This window comes from Oceanicaulis sp., assembly GCF_965249665.1.
Classification (GTDB): Bacteria; Pseudomonadota; Alphaproteobacteria; order Caulobacterales; family Maricaulaceae; genus Oceanicaulis.
This window is the reverse complement of record NZ_OZ252247.1, coordinates 788,682-814,529: the sequence shown is the minus strand read 5'-3', so window position 1 is coordinate 814,529 and position 25,848 is coordinate 788,682. Positions and strand designations below refer to the sequence as shown.

Genomic DNA, 25,848 nt, shown 5'->3' with positions numbered 1-25,848 from the left:
AGAACAACCGTACCAGCTTTGAACGTCAGGGGCGAGTCGGTTTTCCGGATTCTCCACGCCCGCGGCGCGATGTTGCAGGTGCGCAACACAAGTTTTGCGCGAGTGAAGGCGGTGCCGGAGCATTTCCCTCCCTCAGGGCTCTGGATTATCGATCCCGACCTCACGGCGCCAGCGTTCAGCCTCTCTTCTGGACAGGATGCGGGCTTCACGCTCGGCCATGGACCTTAGATCCTCGGGCAAGCCGTTCCAGGTTTGCGCTGCGAAAGCCAGGCGCCAGGACCGGAACTCATCGTCGCCATAAGGTAGGAGATAATAAGATTGCCTGAGTGCAGTTTCTGTCTCGCCAGCCATGACGGGAATAATGGCGTAGTTGGCATAGGCCAGTTTCGCCCAGACCTTGCCGCTGCGAGGCTCTTTGTCGAGACTCATCAGAAAGGCGGCGCGGGCGAGCGCAAGGTCAGGCTGTTCCAGTCGCAAGGCGCGATCCCCGATGGCTTCCAGCCTGGCGGGGGAGCCGCTCAGGGTTTCGGTTCGGGTCGAAAAGGCGACAAAGCGCGCATCATCCATCTGGGCGAACGAGTGCGCAGAGTAGCGGTCCAGCCCGGCGTAAAGGCTCAACCCGGCGCTGAGCAACAAGGCGCCGATGACCCCGATCCTGAGCCAGCCGGGTCCGGATGCGCGCTTGCGTCCGGAGGAGCCGCCTGCTGCAACCCCGGCGCCCAGGCCGAGAACAAGCGCGAAAAGCCAGAAGAAGGCAGGGATTTCTAGCGCATAATCGACCATGCCATGGGTCATGACGAAGGCTGCGACAACTAGGACGGCGCGCAGGATCAGCGTCTGACTGCGCCGCCGCGCCAGGCCTTTGCGAATGTCGAGAAGCAGCGCGGTCATCAAGGCAAGGGCTCCCAGAGCGCCGATGAAGCCTGTCTGGAACAGCCACTGGAAGCCGATATTGTGTGCGGCGTTCTGGCTGGTGATCAGGCGGGCGTCATCGGCCTGGGCAAGAAAGTCGTTGATATAGGCGAAACTTCCCAAGCCAGAGCCCAGACTAGGATAGAGCCAGATCCCCTCAAGATACCGAGTGAACATGGCGCCGCGCGCATCATCGCCAATGAGTATCCCGTCCTGGGCCAGACGGTCGGCATAAAGACTGCCAGACACGCCATACATCACAAGGCCCAGCATCAGAAGCGCGCCGGGCCCGGCCAGCGTGCGCCACAGGCCTTGACCTGCCCTCAAGTGCGGGGAGCTCTCTGGCTGGCCGAGGCGTGCGCGCCAGGCGGCGGCCCGATCCCATGCCACAAGCAGCAGCGTGCTGAGCATAAAAAGGCTGATGCCGGCGCGCGACCCTGAGAGGAAAAGGCAGCTGGCGCAGACCAGAAGGGCCGTGGCGGGCAGGGACAGTCGCTGGATGCGCGCATCCGCCCGGCCGCCGCGCTTCATCGCGCGCAACAGGCTGGCGAGGGCCAGAAGCCCGATGAGCCCATAGAAGGTCGCCGCAGTGTTCGCCGAGAGGAAAGGCGCAGACAGGCGATCGATCCGATAGGCTCGCTCCAGCCCGAACAGGGTCGTGGGGTCTAGGAAAAAGTCAACGAAACTTGCAAGCCCTATCAAAACACCCATGCTCAGGGTTAGGATGATAACCCACGCCGCGTGGTCGGCCTTGAGCGCTGTCTGGCGCGCAACCATGAACACACTGGCACCAGCCATCAGGCTGGCGTATTCCGCCGCTCCGGTTGACGCCCAGCCCTTGATAAGCCCGATGACATAGAGCGTGCCGCCGCCCAGCAGCCACAGCGCTCCCAAGGCGCTGACCCGCGCTCCGGGCAGGGCCAGAGCGAATGCGGCCAGAGCGCATAAGAGCGTGGAAAACACGAGCGCAGCCAAGGGCTGGTCCGCGCCCAATGTGAGGGCTGCGAGCGCTATGACTGCAAGCGAAGTCGCAGTGGGCCACAAGGATCGAAGCATGCCTGCGCCCCGGTTTCGGGCCTAGAAGAAGCGCTCTGCGATCCGGATGGTGTCGCCCGGCATGACCCTCAAGGTAGCGTTTAGGGGAAGTTCCACCTCGGCGTCGGTATCGGCGCGTTTGATGAATACGGTGCGGGTGTTGGCGCGATAGGTGAAGCCGCCTGCTCGCGCCACGGCGTTCATCACGGTCAGACCGTCCGTGTAGGGATACTCGCCCGACTCCTCGACTTCGCCGAGGATGTAAAAGGGGCGATAGTTGAGCACTTCCGCGCTGACGCGGGGGTCATTGAGGTAGCCGTCAGACAGTCGGCTCTCCAGATCGCTGCGGAATTGCGCGACCGTCTTACCGGCGGCCGGGACTTCGCCCACGAGCGGCAGGGACACCATTCCGGCGCCGTCAACGAAGAACTCGCCCGACAGGTTGTCTTCCCCGAACACGATGATGCGCAGCTGGTCGCCCGAGCCAAGAACATAAGCGGGAGCGAGGCTGGGTTCTGTACCGGCGGATGCGGCGGGATCCAGGGCGGTGTCGGGCGCAGGCGCAGCGCTGGTGGCGCATCCCGCCAGGATCAAGATCGCTGAAATGATCGCAATTGCTCGCAGCAACATCGTGTAGCCCTCACCCTCAAGTCCGCGCATCCTGCCATGCTGCAGAAGCGTCTTCCGAGTAGGTCTAAACGCTTGAGCGATGTTTTCAAGCATATCTGGCGAGGACTTGAATGCGCCAGGAGCCTCTGCTGGCCGGGCAAGAACATCAGGGCGTGTCAAATGATGTATGTACTGGAATACCTTGGGCGGCTCCGATACGCGGCAGGCTGTCGTTGATCCGGCCGCAAGCGCGGCCCGCTGAGGGGCAAATCGTCTGGTGCTTGAATGCGGAGGCTGCCGGACGGCAGTCGGGGTTGCGCAGGCTCGAAAGCGGCGTTCATCGCGTCTGCCGTGTGCCGCAAGATCAGGTCCGGGCTGGTGTTCGCGGGGACTCGGGTGGGTCATGAAGTCCCTGATATTTTGTGATTAATCTCGCTTCGGGTGAGGTGGGCCGAACAGGGCGTGCCGCCCCCTAGGATTAAAAGCTCCTTTATTTACAACTGACGGCGCGCAATAATAGATTGTATGCTGCACAGCAGCAGAGGCTGTGTGTGGGGATCAGGGACGGTCAGCAGCTTGTATCGGGGGACAGTATGAGACGCGAAGCCGTGGGAGAGCTTGAAGAGCCTTCTTCAAGATCAGCGCGCCGCTTTAAGCTGGCGTCGCTGGTTCTGGGCGATGTGTTTGCCGGCGTGCTGGCAGCGAGCGTCTCTTATCTTCTGACCAACGCCTTTCGCCAGAGCGTCGGCTTTGATCCCATCGCAATTGATAGCGCCACCTTCCGGTTGCACCTGTTCATCATCACCAGCCTGACCCTGACCTTGCTGATCTGGTTCCGCTCGAAAGGGCATTACCAGCGGCGGCAGGCTCTAGCCGACCAGATGGGTTCGGTGCTGGCGGGCGTGTTCTTCGCCATGTTGTGCGCGGTGATGGCCCAGTTCGCCACGGTGGAAGTCGGCTCGCGCGTGCTGACGCTGTCTTACTGGCTCCTCCTCTTCCCCAGCCTGATGGCGGGGCGGCTTCTGGCACGTCGTGGGCTGAAGGCGATGAACGCCTGGTCCACCCCGGCCATACTGTTTACATGCACGGCGCGGTCGAGCGAGCTGAACGGCCTGATCCAGCGCCGCAACGAGATTGGCGCCCAAGTCACGAGTCTTGCGACGATCAATGATCTGGGCGCGGACGATCTGGTCAGTGAGATGGCCGAGGCTGCAGCGCGCGGCTTCATCGTGATCTATGCGCCCTCGTGCGGCGACCCGCTCCAGCCGCTCATCACCGAAGCGCTGGTCTTGCGCGGCGTGCCCTTCATTTTGTCGCCGCAGCTGGGGCCGGTGCCGGACCATGCCGAAGTGCTGACCTTCCCGCCTGAAGACCTGACGCTGATGGAGATCCGCAATCCGCTGTCGCGTCCCATGGCCAAAGCGTTCAAGCGCGGGTTTGACCTGGTTCTGGCCGGGTTGGCGCTGGTCGCGCTGTCCCCGCTGCTGGTTCCGATCATCCTGCTGATCCGGGCGGATGGCGGTCCGGCCTTCTTCCGGCAGACCCGCGTGGGACGCCGGGGCGAGGTGTTTGACTGCCTGAAGTTCCGCTCCATGACGGTGAACGCCGAAGAGACCCTGCAGCTCATGATCGAGACCGATCCGGCGATCGCGGCGGAATGGAAGACCTACCAGAAACTGCGCAAGGACCCGCGCATCACCCGCGTCGGACAGTTCATCCGCAAGACCAATCTGGATGAGCTGCCCCAGCTGATCAACGTGCTGCGCGGGGATATGAGTCTTGTGGGGCCGCGCCCCATGACGGTTCAGCAGATCGGCGAATACGGAGTCCAGTTCGCCGCCTATAAGCGCATGCGGCCGGGCATCACCGGCATGTGTCAGGTCAATGGCCGCAATCAGACCACCTTCACCGAGCGCGCGCGACTTGATGCTTTCTATGTGCGCAATTGGTCGCTCTGGCGGGATGTCGTCATCCTGATGCGCACAGTTCGTGAAGTTCTTTTTGCGCGCGGGGCTTAGTTGATTAGATAAGATGCGCATACTCATTCATGGCATAAACTATGCTCCGGAATTTGTTGGCATAGGCAAGTATTCGTCAGAAATGGCGGAGTGGTTTGCTTTGCGTGGCCATGAAGTCAGATTTCACTGTGCGCGCCCGTATTATCCTGAGTGGAAAGTCGCCGATGGGTATGAAGACGGCGGGCTTGATCGGGAAATCCTCAACGGAGTCGATGTGCGGCGCCATGGCATCTATGTGCCAAACGAACCGACCGGTCTTCGTCGTTTGCGGCATCATCTGTCCTGGTTGACCAGTTCACGAAAGGCCGTTGTTAAGTCATCCAAGGCTTTTCGTCCTGATGTTGTGGTGGCGATCGCACCGTCATTGATCGGTGCGCCTGCCGCTCTGGCCGCGGGGCGGGCCGCACAAGCGCCAACAGTCCTGCACGTGCAAGATTTCGAAGTCGGCGCTGCGGGCGCCTCGGGTCTAATAAAGTCCAAGACACTGCTCAAGATCGCGTCCTGGGTCGAGCGCTCACTCATTGAGCGCTTTGATTATGTGACCACGATTTCTGACGCGATGTTGGCGCGACTTCATGCCATACAGATCGAACAAGGACGTACGGCGCTCGTTCGAAACTGGGCCGATGTCGAGGCGATTGGCTATCAATCGCCCAAAGAATCCAGTTTCCGCTCAGAGCTGGGTATCTCAAGTGATCAGACGGTATTGCTGTATGCGGGAACCATCTCTCGCAAGCAGGGGCTTGAGGTTGTTCTGGGCGCTGCTCGCAAGCTGAAAGATCGACAGGATCTTGTCTTTCTTATCTTCGGAGAAGGACCGACAAAGCATGACTTTGAGGCTCAGGCTGCAGACCTGCCCAATGTCAGGTTCGGACCTTTTCAGCCAAAAGATCGCTTCTCCGATTTGCTTGCCGGCGCCGATATTCACCTTCTGCCTCAGATTGAAGAAGCGGCGGATCTCGTTCTGCCTAGCAAACTGACGGGTATGCTCGCGTCAGGCCGGCCCGTGCTCGCTACGACGCCTCTACTCTCCGGTCTCGCTACAGAGGTGGAGGGTTGTGGCCGCATTACGCCGCCTGGAGATGTTCAAGCCTTGGCTGACGCTATTGTTGAGTTGGCGGCCTCTGCTGACCAGATGGCTGCACTTGGCAAAGCGGCGCGGGAGCGCGCCCTGTCACGCTGGCGCATGGAAGCGATCCTGCGGGATTTCGAGAGCCAGCTTTTAGACTGGATTGATCAAACAGACCGTACGCAAGCGAATGAAAGCGTTGAAGCCAGTCTCAATAAGAAGTTCGCCGGCGCTTCTGCGCTGGATTTAAAAAAGTGAGTTTGAGTTTGACCAAGACAGCACTCATCACCGGCATCACCGGTCAGGACGGTTCCTATTTGGCTGAATTCCTGTTGGCCAAGGGGTATGAAGTTCACGGTGTGAAGCGGCGTGCATCTATTTTCAATACGGCCCGCATCGATCACATCTATGAAGATCCGCATACAGATAACGCCCGCCTTAAACTTCATTACGGGGACCTGACAGATACGTCCAACCTCACCCGGCTTATCCGGGATATCGAGCCTGACGAGATCTATAATCTGGGCGCCCAGTCGCATGTGGCGGTCAGCTTCGAAGCGCCAGAATATACAGCGGATGTGGACGCCATAGGGGCGTTGCGTCTGCTCGAAGCGATCCGCTTTCTGGGGCTTGAGAAGAAGACGCGCTTTTATCAGGCGTCCACATCCGAGCTTTATGGCCTAGTTCAAGAAACGCCCCAACGCGAGACGACGCCTTTCTATCCGCGCTCACCCTATGCCGTAGCCAAGCTCTACGCGTACTGGATCACGGTGAATTATCGCGAGGCCTATGGGCTGTATGCGTGCAACGGTATTTTGTTCAATCACGAATCTCCGCGCCGGGGTGAAACCTTCGTGACTCGCAAGATCACACGCGGCCTGAGTAATATTGCTTTGGGGTTGGAGCCTTGCCTGTATATGGGCAATATTGATGCTCTGCGCGATTGGGGCCACGCTAAGGACTATGTTCGCATGCAGTGGATGATGCTGCAGCAGGAAGAAGCAGAAGATTTTGTCATCGCCACCGGCGTGCAATATTCCGTGCGCGAATTCATTGTCTGGACCGCGCGCAATTTGGGCCTGACGCTGGAATTTCGCGGTGAGGGGATTGAGGAAACGGCGACCGTGACAGCGGTTGAGGGTGATCTTGCTCCGGCTGTAGGTGTCGGCGATGTGGTGATGCGTATTGATCCGCGTTATTTCCGTCCTGCCGAAGTGGAGACCCTTTTAGGAGATCCCATTAAGGCAAAGGAGAAGCTGGGCTGGACGCCTGAGATCACGGCACAGGAAATGTGTGCGGAGATGGTCGTGGAAGACCTGAAAACCGCGAAACGCTATGCTTTGATGAAAGAGCATGGTCTTGAAATGCCGATCTCAGTAGAGGGGCGATAAGGGCTAGGTTGGGTGTTAAGACTATGAGTTGTTATTCATCTCTTATTTGGTGCTCAGTTTAGCTCGTGGTTCAAGTTTAAGAGGGGCGTAAATGTCATATACTTCAAAAGAAATTTCCATTGATGGGTATGTTTATGAGAGTTCCACGCAAAATGAATCTCATGGCTATCTGGTGCCTGCACTGGAATATTTCTTTGATAAATACGGGCCAAAAGACAAAAGTGAGCGTATTTTCGATTTGGGCTGTGGTAATGGCTCTGTGGCTAATCATTTTCATCAACGAGGGTATAATATTATCGGTGTTGACCCTTCAGTAGAAGGAATTCAGCATGCTAATAAAGCTTATTCTTTTTTAAATTTAAGAAATGGAAGTGCGTATGATGATCTAGCCCATGAATATGGAAAGTTCAAGTTTCTATATAGCTTGGAAGTTGTGGAACACGTTTACGCTCCTAGAGATTATGCTAGGACTATAAAGTCTTTACTGGCAACTGATGGTGTAGCTATTATTTCGACACCATATCATAGCTACTTAAAAAACCTCGCTTTGGCCATAACGGGAAAAATGGACGCGCATTTTACTGCGCTTTGGGATCACGGGCACATTAAGTTTTGGTCTATAGCCACATTGACAGAACTCCTGAATGAAGTCGATCTTCAAGTTGTTGAAATAAAACGTATCGGTCGTACACCTGTTCTTGCGAAATCAATGATGTTTGCCGTAACTCATAGTAATAAGCTTTCGTGATTATTATGTATCCGCTTGCAAAAAAGAGAATTTGGGTTGCGGGCCATCGTGGGATGGTAGGCTCTGCGCTTGTACGTCGGCTCGCCGCTGAGCAGCCTTCTGAGATCCTGACTGTGACCCGCCAGGAGGTAGACCTAACCCAACAGGACGCGACGCGCGATTGGCTTGAACGCGCGCGCCCGGATGCGGTTTTCGTTCCGGCGGCCAAAGTAGGCGGCATTCTCGCCAATGACACCTACCCCGCGGACTTTCTGTATGAGAACTTGATGATCGCAGCGAACATCATTCATGCCGCTCATGCGGTCGGTGTTGAGAAGCTGCTGTTCCTAGGTTCATCATGCATCTATCCCAAATTCTCTGTACAGCCGATCGTGGAAGAGGCTCTTTTGACTGGCGCGCTTGAGCCGACGAACGAATGGTACGCCATCGCCAAGATCGCCGGCATCAAACTGTGCCAAGCCTATCGGCGGCAGCATGGGGATGACTTCATCTCCGCCATGCCGACCAATCTGTACGGTCCAGGGGACAATTACGACCTCAAGTCCAGCCATGTGATCCCGGCGCTGATCCGCAAGGCACACGAGGCGAAGCATACAGGCGCGGCCAGCATGGAAATCTGGGGTACAGGCGCACCAATGCGCGAATTCCTCCATGTGGATGACTGCGCGGACGCCCTTGTACACCTTATGAAAGTGTATTCGGACGAGGGCCATATAAATGTAGGCTCGGGCGAGGACCTCACTATAGAGCAGCTGGCGCGGCTAGTCATGGAGGTGGTAGGCTTTGAGGGAGAGCTGACCAAGAATACGTCCAAGCCCGATGGCACGCCGCGTAAGCTTATGAGCGCTGACCGCCTTCGCGGCCTAGGCTGGGAGCCGACCATCGCACTGCGAGACGGCCTGGCCCACGCGTACGCTTGTTTTCTTCAAGCAAAGGCTGGCTGAGATGAAACTCGCACTACTGCGATTCCAAGTGCGCTTTTCATATAAAGTGGCCAATTTCGTGGGGCTTGTTTCAGGTTTCGTAGTGGGTCAAGGGTCCATTTTTATAGTAAATAGCTACTTAATTTTCAATCAAGATTACGAATCCGCATTTACATTTTCATTATACTTTTCAATAGCAACGTTATTAATTACGCTTTGTGAGTGTGGCAGCATTCAAATTCTTGCAAGGCATGGTGTTGATAGCTTATCACAGGATGAAAAAAATATACACTTCGACGAATATTTTATTTATATTTGTATTTGGAGGCTATTTTATACCATGTTAATATTATCGCTATCGCTTATGGCGTTCAGTATTTATCATGACGGAAAAATAGCGAACTTCATTGCAGCTTTTTCGCCTGCACTGATCTTTTGGTCAGTAAATTCTGCAGGATTAATAGATTCGCGAGGGGCGTCGGGTGTATCTGGTATTTTAAATAGCATCCCATATATTGCTGCGACATTGGGATTAATACTCTGTATTTTGTATTTCGGTGGACTCAATGAGATTGTCTTAGGAATTTCAATGGCTGGAGGGTATTTTCTTGTAGTGGGCTTACAAACAGTTTATCTGTTAGTAAGTGGATCACGTATAAGTATAAATACCATAAATTTTTCAATATTTAGGAGTGCTGGGCTATCCACTATATCAATGATGGCAGCCATAGCGCCCGGTCAGCTATATCAACGGCTATTGCTTTTGATCGTCGGCGGCATGCTGCCCGTAGAGTATGGCGCAGCCTATGCTTATGCAAAGAACCTCGTATCTGCCGCATCGCAGTTCGTGGGGTTCGCGCGAAGAGTATCGTTTCCAAACACTGTGAGGCTTGTCGGACCAGGGGCCAAGTCACACAGACCAAGTTTGAATGAATTGTTTCAAGCGCAAACGCTTCCATTTTATCTATCTATAGCATTAACGCTTTTTGTTGCAGTCTATGGCCTTGCCGCCATATCGGCTATTAGTGCACAAATTGGACTAATCATAATTTTATTTTCCTTGTCGATATTCTCAGAGTCAGTTTCATCCTCAGTTACTGAGATTGTTATAGGTCGAGGTCTATTTAGTAGGGTCGCCATTGTGCGAATAGCTGCTGTCATTTTTGGAAGCGGAGCGGCTGTTCTTTTAATACCCACTGTTGGAATAACAGGAGCTTTCGTTTCTGATATAACGGTTCACACGACTGTGGCGATTCTAAATTTTTATATAGTACAAAGATGGAGGGCGCAATTATGATATTAATGATTATGTTTACGGCGTTTTCAATAACGCTTGCTCTGGCGCGATACTCTGGAATTCGAAATGCCACGGGATTTTTTGCACTATATGTGATTGTAGGTGGGTTTCTGCCCTATACACAAGTACTCTTCTCTGATCAGCCACCTAGTGGCTTTTTTCGGTACATTGAGGGAGCTGATGGGGATAAAGCGCTCGCTGTTTTAGTATTCGCATCGATAGTGGCTATATTGATTGGGTCAGTTAGATTATCAACCTTCGAGAAAGGCGTATCAAATAAAAATATCGCTTATTCAATTGACGCTAAGCTTACAGCTTACATTTTTGCAATATCCATTGCCTGCCTAACTATATACTTGTGTGTCATGGCCATATCTTATGGAGGAATGGCCCAGTTTACAGGGGCGTCTTATCGGCGTGCGCAGCTGCTGAATTCAACAGTAAATTACTTTAGTTTGGTCAGTTGGGGAGGAATATGCGGAACAACTATAGCTTTCCATTGCTATCGTCGATTGAGTAAGAAACCTGTTCTTACCGCACTAGCTATAATCTCAGTATCTCTTTGCACAGTAGTGACATTAGCATCAGGGGGGCGGTCTGTTTTTATTCTATTCATATTCGGACTATTTCTTGATAAAATCGTTTCCGCCCGTCCGCTCCGCTTATTTGCTTACGCGTCCGCTGGTGTGGTTTTTACCGCCCTGGCATCTTACATGATGTTAACTGCCCGTTATCGGGCTCAGGGTGCGTCCATTTTGGATCAAAATGCTCCGTCAATAATTGAGGGAGCACTGACAGGTACGAGTTACGTTGATCATGTAGCTATATCGATACAGTATGCTGAAAGTGAGGGATATGATTATGGCCAATCCTATATAAACGCCTTTCTTTCATTTATTCCTAGATCAATTTATTCTGACAAGCCTCAATTATTATCTGCTGAGATACGGGCCTTTTTGTTTGGTGACTACTCGGGGGGCGTCCCTCCTGGAATTTTTGGTGAGGGCTATATTGCATTGGGAATATTTGGAGTGACAATTATAGCTTTATTGTATGGTATAGTCCTTCGTCGTACCAATCGTTTGGTGCGGAATGCAATGATAACGAACTGTCCGCTGCGATATGCATGTGCTGGTATAATAATACCATTAGTTGGTTTTGTGTTGGTTCGAGGCGGTGTTGACATAGGTGTTTTTAGAGTTGGAATTCCATTGTTTTGGATTTTTGTATTCGTTACGTTGATACATCGTTTTAACAAAACTCGCTCGACGGCTTCAGGCTCTAACTAAATAGAAAATATTCGATATCTTAGAGAAAGAAGAAGGTATTATGAAAAGAGTTCTGATCGTTAACGCGTACGGTCGCTCTAATCGTGGTGACTCCGTCTTGCTAGATGAGTGTATCGCTGAGATTCGGGAGGCCTTACCCACAGCTGAGTTGTCGGGCGTCCTGTTCGAGGGCCTCGATGATGCTAGGCGAGTTCATCCCGACGTCGTCTGGACTGAACGCATCGGCAACAGCCACGGCCGGCTCCATCGCATTCTAACTTTGGTAAGGCTATCCATCAGCTTATTGGCGATATCCCTCCCGGGGTTTCGCTTTGAGCGGCTGCTTCCAAAATATCAAGCTGAAACTGTTAAACAATTTCGCCAATCAGACATCGTAGTTAGTGCTCCAGGTGGATACATCCATGATACAAACTTTGCATATTATATAGCAATCTTCCATATATACTTAGCGGTGTTTCTAGGTAAAACGGTGGTTCTGGCTCCTCAAAGTATTGGGCCAATTAATGGCCGATTTGGGCGATTTGCAGCAAAGAAAGTTCTGTCTCAGGTAAAGTATATCTGCACACGGGAGGGTTACTCATACAATTTTTTAATCGGTCTGGGACTTGATACGGAATCTATTTATCAAACAGGTGATAGTGCATTCTGGAACGAGGATGTACTAGACGACGATAATATCATCGGATCGGCACTTGCTGAAATCGGCGTCGTTAGTAATGAGAAAATAATCGGTATGACCTGCGTTGACTGGAAATTTCCGCAACATCAGCATCCAAATGCTGCTAAGCAATCCTATTTAAACAGTATGGCTCAGATTGCAGACTTTGTTTATTCTGTTTATGGGCTTCGCAGTGTTATTTTTAATCAAGTAAATGATGATATTTCTGCTGCGCTCGAGATTCAAAAGCGGGCTAGTTCTCCGGTTCTGGTGGACCGTATCCCTCGAGAGCCTAATACGCTTCGTGCATTGATACGCAAATCTCAAATCTTTATCGGGACACGATTTCATTCGTGTATTTTTGCTCTTTGTCTCGGCCGCCCAACTATTGCTGTTTCCTATCTGCCTAAAACAGAATTTATCATGAAGGACTTGGGTTTATCACATCGTGTGCTAAATATCGATGATTTGGAGCTTCAGGTTGCTGAGCGGTTAATCCGCATTGATTTAGCTGATTTGGCCGCTGCAGAAGTGGAGATCGCGGGGGCAGTGAATCGTTACCGTAAGAAGTTCAAGCGATTGAGTGCCGTCATCAATCTTATCCAGACGAGTTAGGTCAGATGATACGCGTAGCCCACGTATGTCCCTCCATTTCTAGAACTGGTGGCGGCGTTTCAGAGTCTGTCCGTCTCCTCTCTAAAGCGGTTGGTGCTAAGGATGGGATCGAGGCTCGGACGTTTTCCCTTCATGATGAGCACTCCGCCGCCGATGTTGCTTCGTGGGACGGTGCACCTCCTAGCCTGTTCTCTCCATGGCCACCCCGGCGGTTCTCGTACTCACATTCCCTATACCGAGCACTTGCGGAGTATGATCCCGACGTGATTCACGTTCATGGAATATGGATGGGACACTGTCTCGCCGTACATCTCTGGGCGTCCCGCGCTCACAAGCCCTACATCATCAGCCCTCACGGCATGCTTCAGCCTTGGATTCGCAAAAGATCAAAGTTTTTAAAGTCAATGGTTAGCCTTGCATTTCATGATAATTTTTTGCGAAATGCGACGAAATTCCACGTCCTGACAGAGGTAGAGCGCCAAGATGTTGCGGAATACGCAACCCGGGATCGCGTATCCGTTATACCGAACTATGTCGATCCTTTTTTGAGTGATTGCCAACGGCCGACTTGGTGGCGTTCTGAGTATGGGAATAGAGTTCTATTTCTGTATTTGGGGAGAATACATGAAAAAAAGGGTTGCCTAGAACTATGTGAAGCATGGGATAAATTATCTTCCAGCAGTGAATTATTTAGAACGCAGGGCCAATTAATTATTGCTGGTTGGAGTGACGGATTGTCAGGATTTGATAAAGCAATCGAAAGACTGCGCGTCAAGTATAGTAATGCAGAATTTGTTGGACCGCAGTATGGGGAAGAAAAGACGCGCACCCTTAGTGCTGCATCTTTCTTCATTCTTCCGTCCAAAAGCGAAGGTCTTCCAATGTCCGTCATTGAGTCATGGTCAGCCGGAGTGCCAGCACTACTGACACCTGAGTGCAATCTGCCGGTAGGTTATTCCAGTGGCGCGGCGTTCCGGCTCTCATCGGATACTTATGGTATCGCCAAAGGAATCGAGCGAGCATTCAATCTTTCATCGCAGGAACGTAGTATTGCGTCTGCTGCTTCTCTTGAGATCGCCAAGGCCAAATTTGCCATTGAGAACGTCAGGGTGGACCTAGCCGATCTTTATCATTCGGCAGTCAGTTCTGTGAGAGTTGGTGATTAGTGTCCCGGAGAAAGAGTTTCGTGACCGCCCCGCTGGAAGCTTCTCGCTCAACACACAAGCCGATGGAAGGTGGGGCGAGTTATCCGCTTCGCCATCGGTTACTGCGTATGGCATGGAAGATCGCTTGGGCGGTGTTGGCGTCCTGGACGCCGCCCCAAGCCAGGCGATGGCGCGTGCTTCTTTTGCGAGCCTTTGGCGCACAGGTTCACAGCTCAGCGAACATCTATGGGAGCGCGAAAGTCTGGTATCCACCCAATCTCTCGATTGGCGCTCAGGCAACGCTGGGGCCAGACGTGATCTGCTATTGCATGGACCGGATCGAAATCGGTGAGCGGGCAATCGTTTCACAGCGCGCGCATCTGTGCGGCGGGACACACGATATTGACGACCCCGATTTTCAGCTTCGCGCCTTCCCGATAATCATCGGCGCGGACGCGTGGATTGCCTCGGAGGCGTTTGTCGGGCCCGGAACAGGGATCGGAGAGGGGGCCGTATTGGGAGCGCGTGGGGTGACGGTCAAGTCTCTGGATCCATGGACCGTTTACGCCGGCAATCCTGCAAAGCCGATACGAGCCCGCAAGCGCAGAGGCAACGCACATGACTGACCTGGCCGTTATCATCCTCACCCATAATGAGGAACGTCACATTCAGCGAGCGATTACCTCGGTGCGCGCGCTCTCCAACGAGATTTTTATTATAGATTCAGGATCGATCGACCGCACCATCGAGCTAGCTAGTGCCCTTGGAGCGACCGTGCTGCACAATCCATGGGTGAACTACGCAGTTCAGTTCCAATGGGCACTGGACAACGCTCCGATCACGGCTAACTGGGTTATGCGACTGGACGCCGACGAGGTTATAGAGCCCGACCTCGTGGCCCGAATTGCCGAGGAATTGCCCACTCTTCCTGCCGAAGTCACCGGGGTGAACCTGAAGCGCAAGCATATCTTCATGGGCCGGTTCATCCGCCATGGCGGGCGCTATCCGCTCGTCCTGTTACGCCTTTGGCGACGTGGTTTCGGTCGGATCGAACAACGCTGGATGGACGAGCACATGATCCTGGAAGGCGGAACGACGGTGACGTTCGAAGGCGGGTTTTCAGACGTCAATCTTAATGACCTCAGCTTTTTCACCGAAAAGCACAACAAATACGCCACACGTGAAGCGGTCGATGTGCTGAATCAGCGATACGACCTATTTTCACGCGACGAAGCTCTATCGACGGAGAGTACGTCCGTGCAGGCATCTACTAAGCGATTCCTAAAAGAGCGATTGTATAATCGGTTGCCCCTCTGGACCGGGCCTCTTTTCTACTTCCTCTATCGCTATTTCATCCAGCTCGGCTTTCTCGACGGTCGAGAGGGGTTAATCTACCACTTCCTCCAAGGGTTCTGGTACCGCTTCCTTGTCGGCGCAAAGGTGTTGGAGCTCGATCGGGCGATCCGCGATCTGCCAGGGCGGGACGAGCGGCGGCTTGAGCTAACGCGCCTTACCGGGCTTAGACTAGGGTAACCCCCCTTCACCCCGTCATCGCCTGTACTCTGCATCGCTGACGACGCGCGGTAGTATGGCGAGCTCGATCAGGGTGCCGTTAGGGCAGTCTAGGATGGAAGGCGGACACGCGACTCCCTTATCCTTTGAGTTACTGTCAAAGGATAAGGGATTTACCGTCCGACGCTGACATAATGAAAGCCGCGCTCTTTCATGTCTGCGGCATCGTAGATATTGCGCAGGTCGACAAGGGGTGAGCCCTTCATGGCTTCCCTGACACGGTCCAGATCAAGCGCCCGGAACTGGTTCCACTCGGTGATGATCACCAGCACATCGGCATCTTCCGCACACAGGTAAGCACCTGACGTCATCTCGACATTGTCCAGAAGCTTCTCCGCTTCCAGCGCCCCGGCCGGGTCATAGGCCTTGATCTTCGCGCCGGCTTTCTGAAGCGCCGGAATGAGGTCGAGGCTGGGCGCGTCGCGCATATCATCCGTATTAGGCTTGAAGGTCAGACCCAGCACCGCCACGGTCTTGCCCGCCACATCGCCGTCGCACGCCTCGATGACCTTGTCCGCCATCGCCGCTTTGCGAGCGTCATTGATCTCGACCACCGTCTCCACCAGTCGCACCGGGCTGTCATATTCCTGGGCCGTGCGGGTCAGCGCCAACGTGTCCTTGGGGAAGCACGACCCGCCATAGCCCGGACCGGCATGCAGGAACTTGTTCCCGATCCGATTGTCAAGGCCGATGCCCTTGGCCACATGCTGCACATCCGCGCCGACCGCCTCGCACAGATCCGCCATCTCGTTGATGAAGGTGATCTTCATCGCCAGTAATGCGTTTGCGGCATACTTGATCAGCTCGGACGTCCGGCGCGCGGTGAATACGATCGGGGTCTCATTCAAAAACAGCGGGCGATAAAGCGCGCGCATCACCTCGCGCGCCTGGTCGTTCTCCACACCCACCACTACGCGATCCGGGCGCTTGAAGTCCTCGATCGCGGCGCCTTCGCTCAGAAACTCAGGGTTGGACACCACAGCGAACCCGGCGTCAGGCAGCGTCTTGCGGATCACCGCCTCGACCTCATCGCCTGTCCCCACCGGAACGGTGGACTTGGTCACCACAACCGTGAACCCGTCCATGGACCGGGCGATCTCTTTTGCCGCGGCGTACACATAGCTCAGATCCGCATGGCCATCGCCGCGACGCGACGGCGTGCCTACTGCGATGAACACCACACCGCGGCTTTCACCGCGTCCGTCAGATCGGTTTCAAAATCAAGACGCCCCTAGCGCACATTGCGCTCGATCAAAAGATCAAGGCCCGGCTCGTAAATCGGCACCCCGCCAGAGCGCAGCTGGTCGATCTTCTCAGCGTTCTTGTCGATGCAGGTCACATGGTGACCAAAATCAGCAAAACACGCCCCCGAGACCAGACCCACATATCCAGTGCCGATCATTGCTACGCGCATATTGTCCTCCAAGATTGCCCGATACGGGTTTAATGGAAGCGCACAATTCCAACAACTGGAAGAAGAGCCATTGCTGTTTAGCCTATTGATGGAGATTCGATTGGCCCGGGGCAAATAGGTAAGGCAGAGATCTGCCCCGATAAAGCGTTTTCCATAAGCGTGGTGACAGGGTGGTGACTAGAGCTTTCGCTGAAAATTTGCAGAACGCCTAAGTCATTGAAAATAATGGCGTATCCAAGAGGGTCCGAACCTCTGACCTCTGCCTTCGGAGGCATAAAATGTTTTAATGACAGATACTTGGCGAGGCCAAAGGATGTGGCGCACGTAAACAGTATGCAGTTCACAGGCTGGCGAGAGCTTCAAAGCTATCCAACTAAATTGGATTATGTCCAACGTTCTGTGAGTTCCAACAAAATATGGCGCGCCTTGAAGGTAATTCTTCGAACGCGCTATTTGAAACATTACAGGATTGGGAGCACCAACTCAAACACTCTGAGATAGACTTCCAAGCTATCTCTCAGAAGCCAAAGGGGCCGCAGCTATGAGCGGCCTTGAGAAAGCAGCAAAGATGGGCGTTAGCGCCCGTTTCAAGGCTGCTGCGGCGCAGCAAGACAAATCCAAGCCCGCACCGCCATTCTCCCTGCGTTTGACCGTTGGAGAGCGCGCAAAGCTGGAACACATGGCCAATGGCATGTCGCTCGGCGCTTATATCAGAAAGCGCCTGTTCGGTGATGATGCAGAGCCGCGAAAGTCACGCCAACGCAGGCCGACTGTTGACCGTATAGCTCTAGCGAGAGCGCTGAGCATCTTGGGCAATTCACGCCTCGCCTCCAATCTCAATCAGATTGCAAAAGGCATCAACAACGGGACACTGCCGTTGGGGCCTGACCTCGAAGCTGAATTGGTAAGCGCATGCGCTGATATTCAGACCATGCGCGAAGAACTCATGAGGGCACTTCGGACGGGCACTGAGGGGCCGTCATGATCCTCAATGGCAATCAACGCGGCGGCGCGAAAGACCTGGCAGTTCACCTCATGAAAGATGAGAACGATCACGTCGAGCTGTATGAGCTTCGCGGCTTTGTGGCCGATGACTTGATGGGCGCTTTTGGAGAAGCGCAGGCGATCAGCAAGGGCACGCGCTGCAAACAGTTTTTGTTCTCGCTGAGCCTGAATCCACCCGAAAAGGAGTTGGTGGCTGTTTCAGAGTTTGAGGCCGCGATCGATAAGGTCGAGAAAAAGCTCGGACTGGAAGGCCAGCCTCGTGCCATCGTCTTTCATGAAAAGAATGGGCGTCGTCATGCTCATGCTGTGTGGAGCCGGATAGATACGGTCAACATGACAGCGATCCAGCTTTCTCACTCTCATCGGAAGCTGAGAGACGTGTCCCGCGAAATCTACAGAGAGCATGGGTGGGAGTTGCCGACTGGTCTGATTGATCGCGACGCCCGTGATCCGAAGAATTTCTCGCTCGCCGAATGGCAACAGGCTCGGCGCGTTGGGAAGGACCCACGAGCGATCAAATCAGCGCTGCAAGATGCTTGGGCCATCTCTAATTCCAAGTTGGCATTGGTGGAAGCGCTTGGAGAACGGGGGTTCACCCTCGCAAAAGGCGATCGACGTGGTTTTGTTGTCCTTGATCGGGACTGCGAGATTTATTCACTTCCCAAATGGCTTGGCATCAAAACGAAGGCCGTTCGTGAGAAGGTCGGGCCTTCTGCCTCTCTAAAGAACGTCGAGGCGGCTAAAGCCGAGACCGCATTGGCCATGACACCGGCGATGCAACGCCTGGAAGCTGAACGGCGCGCCAAGGCGAGAGTGGAGCGTGAGGCTCTAAACAAGCAGCGCAAAGAGCTTGTCCGCGTGCAAATAGCGGAGAGGAAGTCGCTGGAAGAACGTCATCGTAAGCGCACTATTGTCGAAGCCCAAAGACGGCAGGATCGCTATCGCTCCGGAATCGCTGGTATGTGGGACATGCTGCGGGGCGAGACGCGTCGGATCAAGCAAGAAAATGAATTTGAGGCTTGGCAGTGCCGGGTTCGCGATCTTTCCGAGTTGGATGCACTCATCTTTGAGCACTTAGATCAACGTCGCGAACTTAGCCGCGAACTGAAGCAACAGCATCAACGTCAGGCCGAATTGAAACTTTCTCTCACTGATGAGCAACGCAGATACGAGCAAATGCGCAAGCATCTACAACGATCCGCAAAAGTGCTATCATCGCGGAATCTGGACCTGGAACGATAAAGATAAATTGGAATCAAGCATCTTCTTCTGGGACCAAGAGAACACATGGATCACTTTTCGGTGTCAGAATGGTAGTGCGTTGACGTCCTCGGGTCACGCTGACTCGAAAGTTTTGACGTGATCCGTCGTTGACTTCTGCACGATCATTGTTCCGAACGATGCGATCAGGATTTACGACGATTTTGCCCTTCGGTTTGAGCGGCCAGCCTTCAAAGATAATGACCTCGTCGAATTGCTTACCTTTTGCCTTGTGCATGTTCATCACCACCACACCATTCTCAGGCTTGGAGCTGGTGGCAAAGTGTTCCTGTACAAACGCCAGCTGAACGATTGACAGTGCGTTGGCATATGAACCGTTTTCACGCCAATCCCGTGCGAGGTCTTGTCGGAGCTGCGCGCCTCGTTCCAATAGACGGATGTTTCGAACCTCGGTGCCGACTTCCTTTAGGCGTTTACACCCGCCATTTTCCAGCACTGCCCTCACTCCGCGCCAGTCCTTGTCGGGGTCACCGGTCAATTCAAGGGCCCGCGCCGCATCGAAAACCTCGAAGGTGGCCCGCAGGACGCTGTTGCCTGGCGGATTTTTTCCTGCATCGAGAGCTGCGCACCACTTCGCATAGGCCTTCCTTAAACCATAAGCCTCCTTCAGTGCGCCCTTAGTAGGTTTATCACCCCCTTTGCCTTGAAAATAGTTGCAGAGCAGGTCTACGAAAGCCTCACGGTTGCCCGCGCCTTCAGCCTGCAAAAGGTAAGCGATGATATCTGAACCTAGAATTGCGGCCTCCAACTCAATAATAGCGCTATGCGAAATGGCCTGCATTCCCGCCGGAGGTTCACGGAAATTATCGGAGACGAGACGAGTCATCTTTTTAGTTGGCACGAGGACGGCCAACGACCAGTCAATTCTCCCTGCGTCGATCAAGCGTTTCCGAGCCTTGTAGACCGTCGTAACTAGCGCCGTCATTGCTTGGTTGGCGTAAGGTTCAAATAGGAGGCAATCGATTCCTTCGTAATCGTCCTGCCTGAAATTTCCGGAGAGCACATCGTTGCCAAATTTGGCGATGTCAGTGCCCGCACTACGGTGATTGGCATCGCTGAAATCAATTTCAGTGGGATTGAAGGTATCTCGGAAATGGTCGAGGCGTTCGGGATCGGCTCCGATGAAATCGAAGATGCGTTGTTCAGGGTCAGCCAAAGCAATGATGTTTGAGTAAATGCCAAGAGATTTAACGACATGCCATTGCTCGGCATTTGTATCCTGAAATTCATCAAGAATAATGTTCGGGTGCATAGTTGCCAGTAAGCGCCGCAGTCGGTCGCTCCCATGGAGCAAATCGCCAACAAAAGGCGCAAAGAGGTCAAAGCAGATACGTCCCTCCTCGAAAGCTAGCCGCTTCTTCTCCGCAACCTCGGCGTCTTCTTTATTTTTCTTTTCCCGGTCAGAAAGTTTATTGTCTGCGTCGAAGGCATTTCGAACGGCAGAGAGGGCAATGGCCTCTGCAGGTGGGGTGAGTATTTCCAAACGCCGCGGTAGACCGACGAGGTAGCCATGCGCCTTTAGAATCCGCCAGAAGAACGAGTGGTAGGTTTCGACTTCAATTTTTTGCTTGGTATCGCGAGCAATGGTCTGTTCCTGTTCAATCGCCTCGACGACACGAGAAACGCTAGCTCGCGCGAAGCTCAAGAAAAGCACCTTTTGTTGCGGTTTGAGCTCGGTCTCAGCAAGCTGGGCAGCTTTCAAGATTGATACGGTTGTCTTTCCGGAGCCGGGTCCGCCAGTTACGAGCAAATGACCATCACTGGTCAAAACTTGACGCTGCTTCTCAGTCAGCTCCATTGACGGCGGCTCCGAGCTCGGATTGTTCCTCGGTGGGAGCATCAGCTTCACCCTCGACTGTTGCCGGCTCACAAGCCTGCAACAGTTTCTGGCAGGCTTCGCGCAACCACTCCGGAATCTCTTCTTCAGTACATTGAGCAAGAAAGTCCGAAAGCCCCCAATTGCCTTTCGCCCATGCAAAATACTCAGAGAGTGCATTGCGGGCATCAGCAATCGGATCAGGGTATTTTTGAGCCAGATGCGGTGGCCACTCCAAGGTTCCAGCAAATCGTTGAAGGGCCGCGTCCGTAGTGCCCTCAAGGACTAGTGCTTCAATTCCTTTTTTCTCGTGCATAAGAAGAAGCTCGACCTCGGCTTCAATAGCAGCCTGATTTGTAGCGTCCTGTTTGTCGCATAGCGCGAAGGTTCTCTTACCAAGGTCTGCGAAGAGTTTGGCCATTCCAGCGATCTTGGAGTCGCTAGCTGCGTTTAGGGTGCAAATTCCCAAGGCTTCTAGTGATTTGTAACTCGCCGGATTCAACTCTGCCAATCGGCGGCAAACAACTGGGAAAGCAGTGGTTTCTGTTTCGCCTTCTGCAATGAGGACACGCCGCGCGAGCAAACCTTCGCAGAACCGTGTTCGGAAATCTTGCCGGTAAGCCTTTAGTTTCAAATTAGCAGGGAGCGCAATCGACTGCTGACTAAGCTCGCCAACTGCATTTCGACCGAGCACGACGGTTTCATCGAGTCCAAACTCTTCGAGAACGTATGGAGAGTGGGATGTGAACATTGCCTGTGAAGCCAGTGAACGAATTTCGTGCACAATGCGCTTTTGGGCATAAGGGGGAATGGCCGTTTCGGGTTCTTCCATCGCGAATATGACGTTCTGCTTATCAGCGGCGATTTGTGAGAGCATCGCAAGAACCAACATGTTGATGGTTCCAGTGCCCTGCCGATAAAAGGGGGCAGCATGATTGCCCTCACCTGTAGCGATAAAGGCTGTAATCACCTTCCGCAGATGCTCTCTCGTGAGATTTGAAATTTTGAGGTGAGGTTCAACGCCCCACTCCTTGGGCACATATTTCTTTAGGGCCGCATTAATGCTTTCCAAGATGCCGGAGATGCCCAACTTGGGGTCCGCTGCGACCGTAAAATCCGCGAGCTTGTCGATAGTGTCTTCCCACATCTGCGGGCGGACTTCCTTTAGCCTAAGGATGATATCCAGAAGGCTCCCTCGCTCCAGGCTCAAAGCGCGGCTTCCAGTGCGTAAAGAGCGCAGATACAAGAAGCCGCATATCTGCTTGTCCTTTTTTCGGAACTCGACAGGCGTGCCAGCCTCGTTCAGGCTGCGGGTGAAATAAGTCTTCCCCTGGAAGTCGTCTTCATCCGGATCGTACCAGCCGTGAAAGGTGACGCGAAGCGCTTCAGTAATATGATCTGGGTCAACACCTTCTGGGTTTGGATCGTCGTAGAATTTGTCCGCTTTCGCGTCCCAAAATTCCACATAGTCTCCGAAACGAGCCTTCTGGTCTTCTGATAGTTCAGCGATAGCCACCTCGATTACAATGCGTGGAGCTTCGCCAAGCTCGACGTCTCCCGCGTCGGAGGCTTCATCCTGATCTCCCTCGGCTTCACTGTCGCCTTTCGAAACTTGGGCTAGATATTGTCCCTGGTAGAAGTCATGTTCATCTATGGGAGGAAAGCGATTGAGGCGGTCCGGGCCGAGCGCAAGATCCAAAGCTTCAAGGATTGTGGTCTTGCCGGTATTATTATCGCCTATGAGAACGGCATGTTTGGGAAGGACGATGGTCGAATTCTCAATACCGCGGAACTTCCTTATATCGATCTTTGAGACTCTCATTTGCGCCTCACTAAGTTTGCGCCACTTGTATCATAGGCATAATCCGCAATTGTGCCGTCCTTGAACTTTTCAATCGCTTCGTCGATCACGAAAAGCGGGACTAGGAACCACTCACGTGGCTCAACCGGATTTCCGAAACGGTCTTTGATATCGATCTTCAACTGCGCGGGCTCGAAGACGCGGTGTATCAGGCGCTCAAACTTTTTTCGATTGATATTGAAAAGCTCGTAAGTCGCGACAACTTCGACGTCGGCCAAAAGATAGGTCGCATCTTTTGCTGCATTGGCGATGCGCTTTTCAACACTGCCACCCGTAACCCCGATTTTGTGCAACACCTCCCGATTTTCGGCGACAACTGGATGGCTGGATTTGCTCCTCAGCACGTAAATTGTCCCACTGGCCAGGTCTTCGTCTTCCTGCTCTCCTCCGAACAAAGGGCCAGCCGAGAGATCGGTGATGCGGCGTCCGGCTTCATCCTTGTGAAGCGCTCGTTGAAGTGACCGCATTAGCATGTTGCTCTCCGTACCGTTGTCGAAAATCACGCGGAGACGCGCATCGGTCATGCCCTGTGGCGTCAAAAATGCCTCGTCCATATGAGCCACGTAGGCTTTCTGACCGCCAACGACAAAGAAGCGTCCAGGCGCAATTTCCGCTTTCCGCTCGAACGGACGAGTGGTTCTCATTCCGGTATCGAGTTCGTGTTGGACTTGATCGAATAGCGGTTTGAATTTTTCGAAATCATCGCATTTCTCACGATTGGCGATTTCCTCGGCCGCTCGCTTCTCAGCAGCAGATCGCACATGACGCAATTCGGTGATCGACGCAGTTTCGCTCTCGACGCCCAGTTCGCGGAGAAGGGCATCGTCATCAAGCTCTTCTACATCAGGCGAGTCCGCTGGCGATGTTCCTGCCAACAGCCCCTGGTGATCGAGCGGTTCGACCAGTGCCCGGCACTCTTCCAGCTTACGGATACGATCTAACCGGACGGCATAGAGACGCTCGAAAATATCTCGCTCTTCGCCGTGTTGCGGGACGCGATCATGTTCTTCGACGAAGCGCTGAATTTCCTCAAAGCCCGCGATGATACGCTCCTCGCGCGGTGTGCGTGTGACCGCTTTCTTCGCTTCGACCTCGACGCCTAGTTCGGCTAATAGGGCATCATCTTCTTCTGTGAACTCTTTAGCCATTGGCAGCCTCCGCTTTCATGCGGGCGAGGAAGGCGACGCCTTCGGCCATTTTCTTTTCCCAGGCATCTTGCGAGGTAATCGACGGCAAACGTCCACGTTCCTGCTTGAACTTGAGGGCACGTTTAGCGAGGTCTCGCGCCTCTTCAGCGGTGAGCTTCACCTGCTTACCAGACATGATCGCTTTGACCTGTTTCAAGCGGTCTTCGTTCATAGTCTTGGAGAGGATGGCATAAGCCTCTGAGAACGGATTGATCCGGTCGATCAGGTCGATATCCAGTTCGCGAACATCTGTAACGTATTTGCGGACGCCTTCGACAAAGGCCGTATTCGCCTTGATCTCGTTGTCGCTGTTTTCATTCGCGGCCTTCTTGGCTTCTTGAGTGAGGTTCAGCGCCGCGATAGCGCGTTGACGTACTGCTTCCTGATCATCTTCGTCCAGTTCGGGGTAGCGATCCTTGATGATCTTGCCCATACGCACCTGGGTCAGTTCTTCGGGCACAAGCTCCTCATCGAACAAGCCGCGCTCGATGGAGGTTTTGTCCTGTACGAACGCTGTGATGACCTCGTTTAGGTCTTCGCGGCAAATTCGTTCGGCCTCTTGTGTCTTTGGCTCTTTCAAGCCCTTGATCTCGATCTGGAACTGGCCGCTGTCCTCGTTGAAACCGACATTGCATTTATTTGGATCGTAGCCGTCTTCGCCATAGTCGAAATCGGCCTGCGGCCCAGTATTCGGATTTTTAGGTGTGAAGTTAAAGCGTGGCGCGAGAACTTGCTCCATGAGCAAGCTTGCGGCGATGGCTTTCAACGTATCGTTCACCGCTTCAGTCACCGCTTCCTCGGAAGCGTCAGGCTCAGCTATTAGATTGGTGAAGCGGGCTCGTGTTTTGCCTTCAGCGTCACGGGTGGCGCGTCCAATGATCTGTACAATCTCGGTGAGGCTCGAACGGTATCCGACGGTCAGAGCGTGCTCACACCAAATCCAGTCAAACCCTTCCTTGGCCATGCCCAGGGCGATGATGATATCGACATGATCGCGATTATTCTTTTGGCTCGGGTCTTTCAGCGCGGCTGAAACCTTGTCCCGCTTGGACGGATCGTCATCGACCAGATCGGCGATTTTGAGGATGCGCCCATCTGGGCGTTTCACCAGTTGGAAGCCCGTGGTCGGGTCAGTTCCTTGCCAGTCACCCAGCTCCTCAATGATGTGCTCCACCTCGCGGATTTTGTCTTTTGTGCTCTCGCGAGAGTTCACGCTTGGAATGTGAATGATCGTTTTCTGATCAGGATCAAGCACTTTGAGAATGTCGTCGGCGTAAGCACCTGAATAGAAGAAGTAGCCGATATCGAGCGACTTCAGCCACGTATAACCATTGAGCTGCTCGTAATAGGTGTAGGTGACCGGCTCGAATTTCGCTTCATCTTCCGGCATCAGAACCGGGTCGGCATCGCCACGGAAATAGGAACCCGTCATCGCGACGATGTGAACCTTGTCGCGCGCGATGAGAGCGGCGAGATGCTGACCTAGCTTATTGTCGGGATTGGCTGAGACGTGGTGAAATTCATCGACCGCAATCAGGCGACCATCGAAAGCTTCGATCCCGAATTTATCGACGGCAAAGCGGAAGGTCGCGTGGGTGCAGACCAAAATCTGATCGTCGCTTTCGAGAAAGGCTTTAACAGAATTGACCTTGCCGCCGTCTTCCCCAGGCGCGTTGCAGAGATTCCACTTTGGAACGACTGACCAGTCAGCCCAGAAACCGAACTTGGAAAGCGGCTCATCATTGAAGCTTGAGCCGATAGATTTCTCTGGCACAACGATGATCGCTTGCTTCACACCCTGATTGTGCAGCTTGTCGAGCGCGACAAACATGAGTGCGCGGCTCTTCCCTGAAGCAGGAGGGGATTTGATCAGGAGGTATTGCTCACCTCGCTTTTCATAGACCTGTTCCTGCATCGGGCGCATGCCCAGCTCATTCGATTTCGTCGAATTGCCATTGGCAGAATATTGAACTGATACTGATGGAACAGATTTTTCTTTCATA

Annotated in this window: 19 protein-coding genes and 1 pseudogene; 13 read left to right on the top strand and 7 right to left on the bottom strand. The window is 53.5% G+C overall.

Annotated features, from left to right (window positions below):
- Positions 1-132: 132 nt before the first annotated feature.
- Both ACP154_RS03855 and ACP154_RS03850 read right to left on the bottom strand, forming a co-directional pair.
- Entirely contained in the window at positions 133-1,968 is a 1,836-nt protein-coding gene (locus tag ACP154_RS03855; RefSeq protein WP_421856563.1) for an O-antigen ligase family protein, read from the bottom strand.
- 21 nt (positions 1,969-1,989) lie between these two features.
- Positions 1,990-2,607, bottom strand: coding sequence for a polysaccharide biosynthesis/export family protein (locus tag ACP154_RS03850; RefSeq protein ID WP_424993765.1), 618 nt, complete (start codon positions 2,605-2,607; stop codon positions 1,990-1,992).
- Between the two features lie 542 nt (positions 2,608-3,149).
- Here ACP154_RS03850 and ACP154_RS03845 point away from each other — a divergent pair.
- The 11 genes from ACP154_RS03845 to ACP154_RS03795 all read left to right on the top strand — a co-directional run bounded on the left by ACP154_RS03845 (position 3,150) and on the right by ACP154_RS03795 (position 15,242).
- Positions 3,150-4,574 (top strand): exopolysaccharide biosynthesis polyprenyl glycosylphosphotransferase, encoded by a 1,425-nt coding sequence (locus ACP154_RS03845; protein ID WP_424993764.1) that lies wholly within the window; start codon positions 3,150-3,152, stop codon positions 4,572-4,574.
- Between the two features lie 13 nt (positions 4,575-4,587).
- Positions 4,588-5,901, top strand: a complete 1,314-nt coding sequence (locus ACP154_RS03840; protein WP_421856573.1) for a WcaI family glycosyltransferase — start codon at positions 4,588-4,590, stop codon at positions 5,899-5,901.
- Positions 5,902-5,909: 8 nt separating this feature from the next.
- Positions 5,910-7,034, top strand: coding sequence for a GDP-mannose 4,6-dehydratase (gene gmd / locus ACP154_RS03835; RefSeq protein WP_421856576.1), 1,125 nt, complete (start codon positions 5,910-5,912; stop codon positions 7,032-7,034).
- A gap of 91 nt (positions 7,035-7,125) precedes the next feature.
- Entirely contained in the window at positions 7,126-7,782 is a 657-nt protein-coding gene (locus ACP154_RS03830) for a class I SAM-dependent methyltransferase (RefSeq protein WP_421856579.1), read from the top strand.
- Between the two features lie 5 nt (positions 7,783-7,787).
- On the top strand, positions 7,788-8,726 hold the full coding sequence (gene fcl, locus ACP154_RS03825; protein WP_421861401.1) for a GDP-L-fucose synthase: 939 nt from the start codon (positions 7,788-7,790) through the stop codon (positions 8,724-8,726).
- 1 nt (position 8,727) lies between these two features.
- Positions 8,728-10,002, top strand: a complete 1,275-nt coding sequence (locus tag ACP154_RS03820) for a hypothetical protein (RefSeq protein WP_421856582.1) — start codon at positions 8,728-8,730, stop codon at positions 10,000-10,002.
- The gene (locus ACP154_RS03815) at positions 9,999-11,291 is read left to right on the top strand and encodes an O-antigen polymerase (protein WP_421856585.1); all 1,293 of its coding nucleotides are present in this window, start codon (positions 9,999-10,001) and stop codon (positions 11,289-11,291) included. The genes ACP154_RS03820 and ACP154_RS03815 overlap by 4 nt, the downstream gene beginning before the upstream one ends.
- A gap of 40 nt (positions 11,292-11,331) precedes the next feature.
- Complete coding sequence (locus ACP154_RS03810) at positions 11,332-12,564, top strand: polysaccharide pyruvyl transferase family protein (RefSeq protein WP_421856588.1); 1,233 nt, start codon at positions 11,332-11,334, stop codon at positions 12,562-12,564.
- Positions 12,565-12,569: 5 nt separating this feature from the next.
- Complete coding sequence (locus tag ACP154_RS03805) at positions 12,570-13,730, top strand: glycosyltransferase (RefSeq protein ID WP_421856591.1); 1,161 nt, start codon at positions 12,570-12,572, stop codon at positions 13,728-13,730.
- Between the two features lie 62 nt (positions 13,731-13,792).
- A complete protein-coding gene (locus ACP154_RS03800) occupies positions 13,793-14,335 on the top strand; it encodes a putative colanic acid biosynthesis acetyltransferase (RefSeq protein WP_421861404.1) in 543 nt (180 codons plus the stop codon).
- On the top strand, positions 14,328-15,242 hold the full coding sequence (locus ACP154_RS03795) for a glycosyltransferase family 2 protein (RefSeq protein ID WP_421856594.1): 915 nt from the start codon (positions 14,328-14,330) through the stop codon (positions 15,240-15,242). Before ACP154_RS03800 ends, ACP154_RS03795 begins: the two co-directional genes overlap by 8 nt.
- Before the next feature lie 152 nt (positions 15,243-15,394).
- Here ACP154_RS03795 and ACP154_RS03790 read toward each other — a convergent pair.
- Positions 15,395-16,695 (bottom strand): annotated as a pseudogene (locus ACP154_RS03790) (UDP-glucose dehydrogenase family protein).
- Positions 16,696-17,236: 541 nt separating this feature from the next.
- Here ACP154_RS03790 and ACP154_RS03785 point away from each other — a divergent pair.
- Positions 17,237-17,680, top strand: coding sequence for a hypothetical protein (locus ACP154_RS03785; RefSeq protein WP_421856597.1), 444 nt, complete (start codon positions 17,237-17,239; stop codon positions 17,678-17,680).
- Positions 17,677-18,942, top strand: coding sequence for a relaxase/mobilization nuclease domain-containing protein (locus ACP154_RS03780; protein ID WP_421856600.1), 1,266 nt, complete (start codon positions 17,677-17,679; stop codon positions 18,940-18,942). Before ACP154_RS03785 ends, ACP154_RS03780 begins: the two co-directional genes overlap by 4 nt.
- 13 nt (positions 18,943-18,955) lie before the next feature.
- On the opposite strand, the gene ACP154_RS03775 is transcribed toward ACP154_RS03780, so the two are convergent.
- The 4 genes from ACP154_RS03775 to ACP154_RS03760 are packed head-to-tail and all read right to left on the bottom strand — an operon-like array spanning position 18,956 to position 25,847.
- Positions 18,956-20,779, bottom strand: coding sequence for a UvrD-helicase domain-containing protein (locus tag ACP154_RS03775; RefSeq protein ID WP_421856603.1), 1,824 nt, complete (start codon positions 20,777-20,779; stop codon positions 18,956-18,958).
- Positions 20,766-22,619, bottom strand: coding sequence for an ATP-dependent nuclease (locus ACP154_RS03770; protein ID WP_421856606.1), 1,854 nt, complete (start codon positions 22,617-22,619; stop codon positions 20,766-20,768). The genes ACP154_RS03775 and ACP154_RS03770 overlap by 14 nt, the downstream gene beginning before the upstream one ends.
- Entirely contained in the window at positions 22,616-23,806 is a 1,191-nt protein-coding gene (locus tag ACP154_RS03765; RefSeq protein ID WP_421856609.1) for a GIY-YIG nuclease family protein, read from the bottom strand. The genes ACP154_RS03770 and ACP154_RS03765 overlap by 4 nt, the downstream gene beginning before the upstream one ends.
- Positions 23,799-25,847, bottom strand: coding sequence for a DEAD/DEAH box helicase (locus ACP154_RS03760; protein WP_421856612.1), 2,049 nt, complete (start codon positions 25,845-25,847; stop codon positions 23,799-23,801). The genes ACP154_RS03765 and ACP154_RS03760 overlap by 8 nt, the downstream gene beginning before the upstream one ends.
- Position 25,848 lies beyond the last annotated feature (1 nt).

Excerpts from the sequence above, each read along its gene's own strand:
- ACP154_RS03855 (WP_421856563.1), bottom strand. The coding sequence starts at position 1,968 with ATGCTTCGATCCTTGTGGCCCACTGCGACTTCGCTTGCAGTCATAGCG.
- ACP154_RS03850 (WP_424993765.1), bottom strand. The coding sequence starts at position 2,607 with ATGCGCGGACTTGAGGGTGAGGGCTACACGATGTTGCTGCGAGCAATT.
- ACP154_RS03845 (WP_424993764.1), top strand. The coding sequence starts at position 3,150 with ATGAGACGCGAAGCCGTGGGAGAGCTTGAAGAGCCTTCTTCAAGATCA.
- ACP154_RS03840 (WP_421856573.1), top strand. The coding sequence starts at position 4,588 with ATGCGCATACTCATTCATGGCATAAACTATGCTCCGGAATTTGTTGGC.
- ACP154_RS03830 (WP_421856579.1), top strand. The coding sequence starts at position 7,126 with ATGTCATATACTTCAAAAGAAATTTCCATTGATGGGTATGTTTATGAG.
- fcl (WP_421861401.1), top strand. The coding sequence starts at position 7,788 with ATGTATCCGCTTGCAAAAAAGAGAATTTGGGTTGCGGGCCATCGTGGG.
- ACP154_RS03820 (WP_421856582.1), top strand. The coding sequence starts at position 8,728 with ATGAAACTCGCACTACTGCGATTCCAAGTGCGCTTTTCATATAAAGTG.
- ACP154_RS03815 (WP_421856585.1), top strand. The coding sequence starts at position 9,999 with ATGATATTAATGATTATGTTTACGGCGTTTTCAATAACGCTTGCTCTG.
- ACP154_RS03810 (WP_421856588.1), top strand. The coding sequence starts at position 11,332 with ATGAAAAGAGTTCTGATCGTTAACGCGTACGGTCGCTCTAATCGTGGT.
- ACP154_RS03805 (WP_421856591.1), top strand. The coding sequence starts at position 12,570 with ATGATACGCGTAGCCCACGTATGTCCCTCCATTTCTAGAACTGGTGGC.
- ACP154_RS03800 (WP_421861404.1), top strand. The coding sequence starts at position 13,793 with ATGGAAGGTGGGGCGAGTTATCCGCTTCGCCATCGGTTACTGCGTATG.
- ACP154_RS03795 (WP_421856594.1), top strand. The coding sequence starts at position 14,328 with ATGACTGACCTGGCCGTTATCATCCTCACCCATAATGAGGAACGTCAC.
- ACP154_RS03785 (WP_421856597.1), top strand. The coding sequence starts at position 17,237 with ATGAGCGGCCTTGAGAAAGCAGCAAAGATGGGCGTTAGCGCCCGTTTC.
- ACP154_RS03780 (WP_421856600.1), top strand. The coding sequence starts at position 17,677 with ATGATCCTCAATGGCAATCAACGCGGCGGCGCGAAAGACCTGGCAGTT.
- ACP154_RS03775 (WP_421856603.1), bottom strand. The coding sequence starts at position 20,779 with ATGGAGCTGACTGAGAAGCAGCGTCAAGTTTTGACCAGTGATGGTCAT.
- ACP154_RS03770 (WP_421856606.1), bottom strand. The coding sequence starts at position 22,619 with ATGAGAGTCTCAAAGATCGATATAAGGAAGTTCCGCGGTATTGAGAAT.
- ACP154_RS03765 (WP_421856609.1), bottom strand. The coding sequence starts at position 23,806 with ATGGCTAAAGAGTTCACAGAAGAAGATGATGCCCTATTAGCCGAACTA.
- ACP154_RS03760 (WP_421856612.1), bottom strand. The coding sequence starts at position 25,847 with ATGAAAGAAAAATCTGTTCCATCAGTATCAGTTCAATATTCTGCCAAT.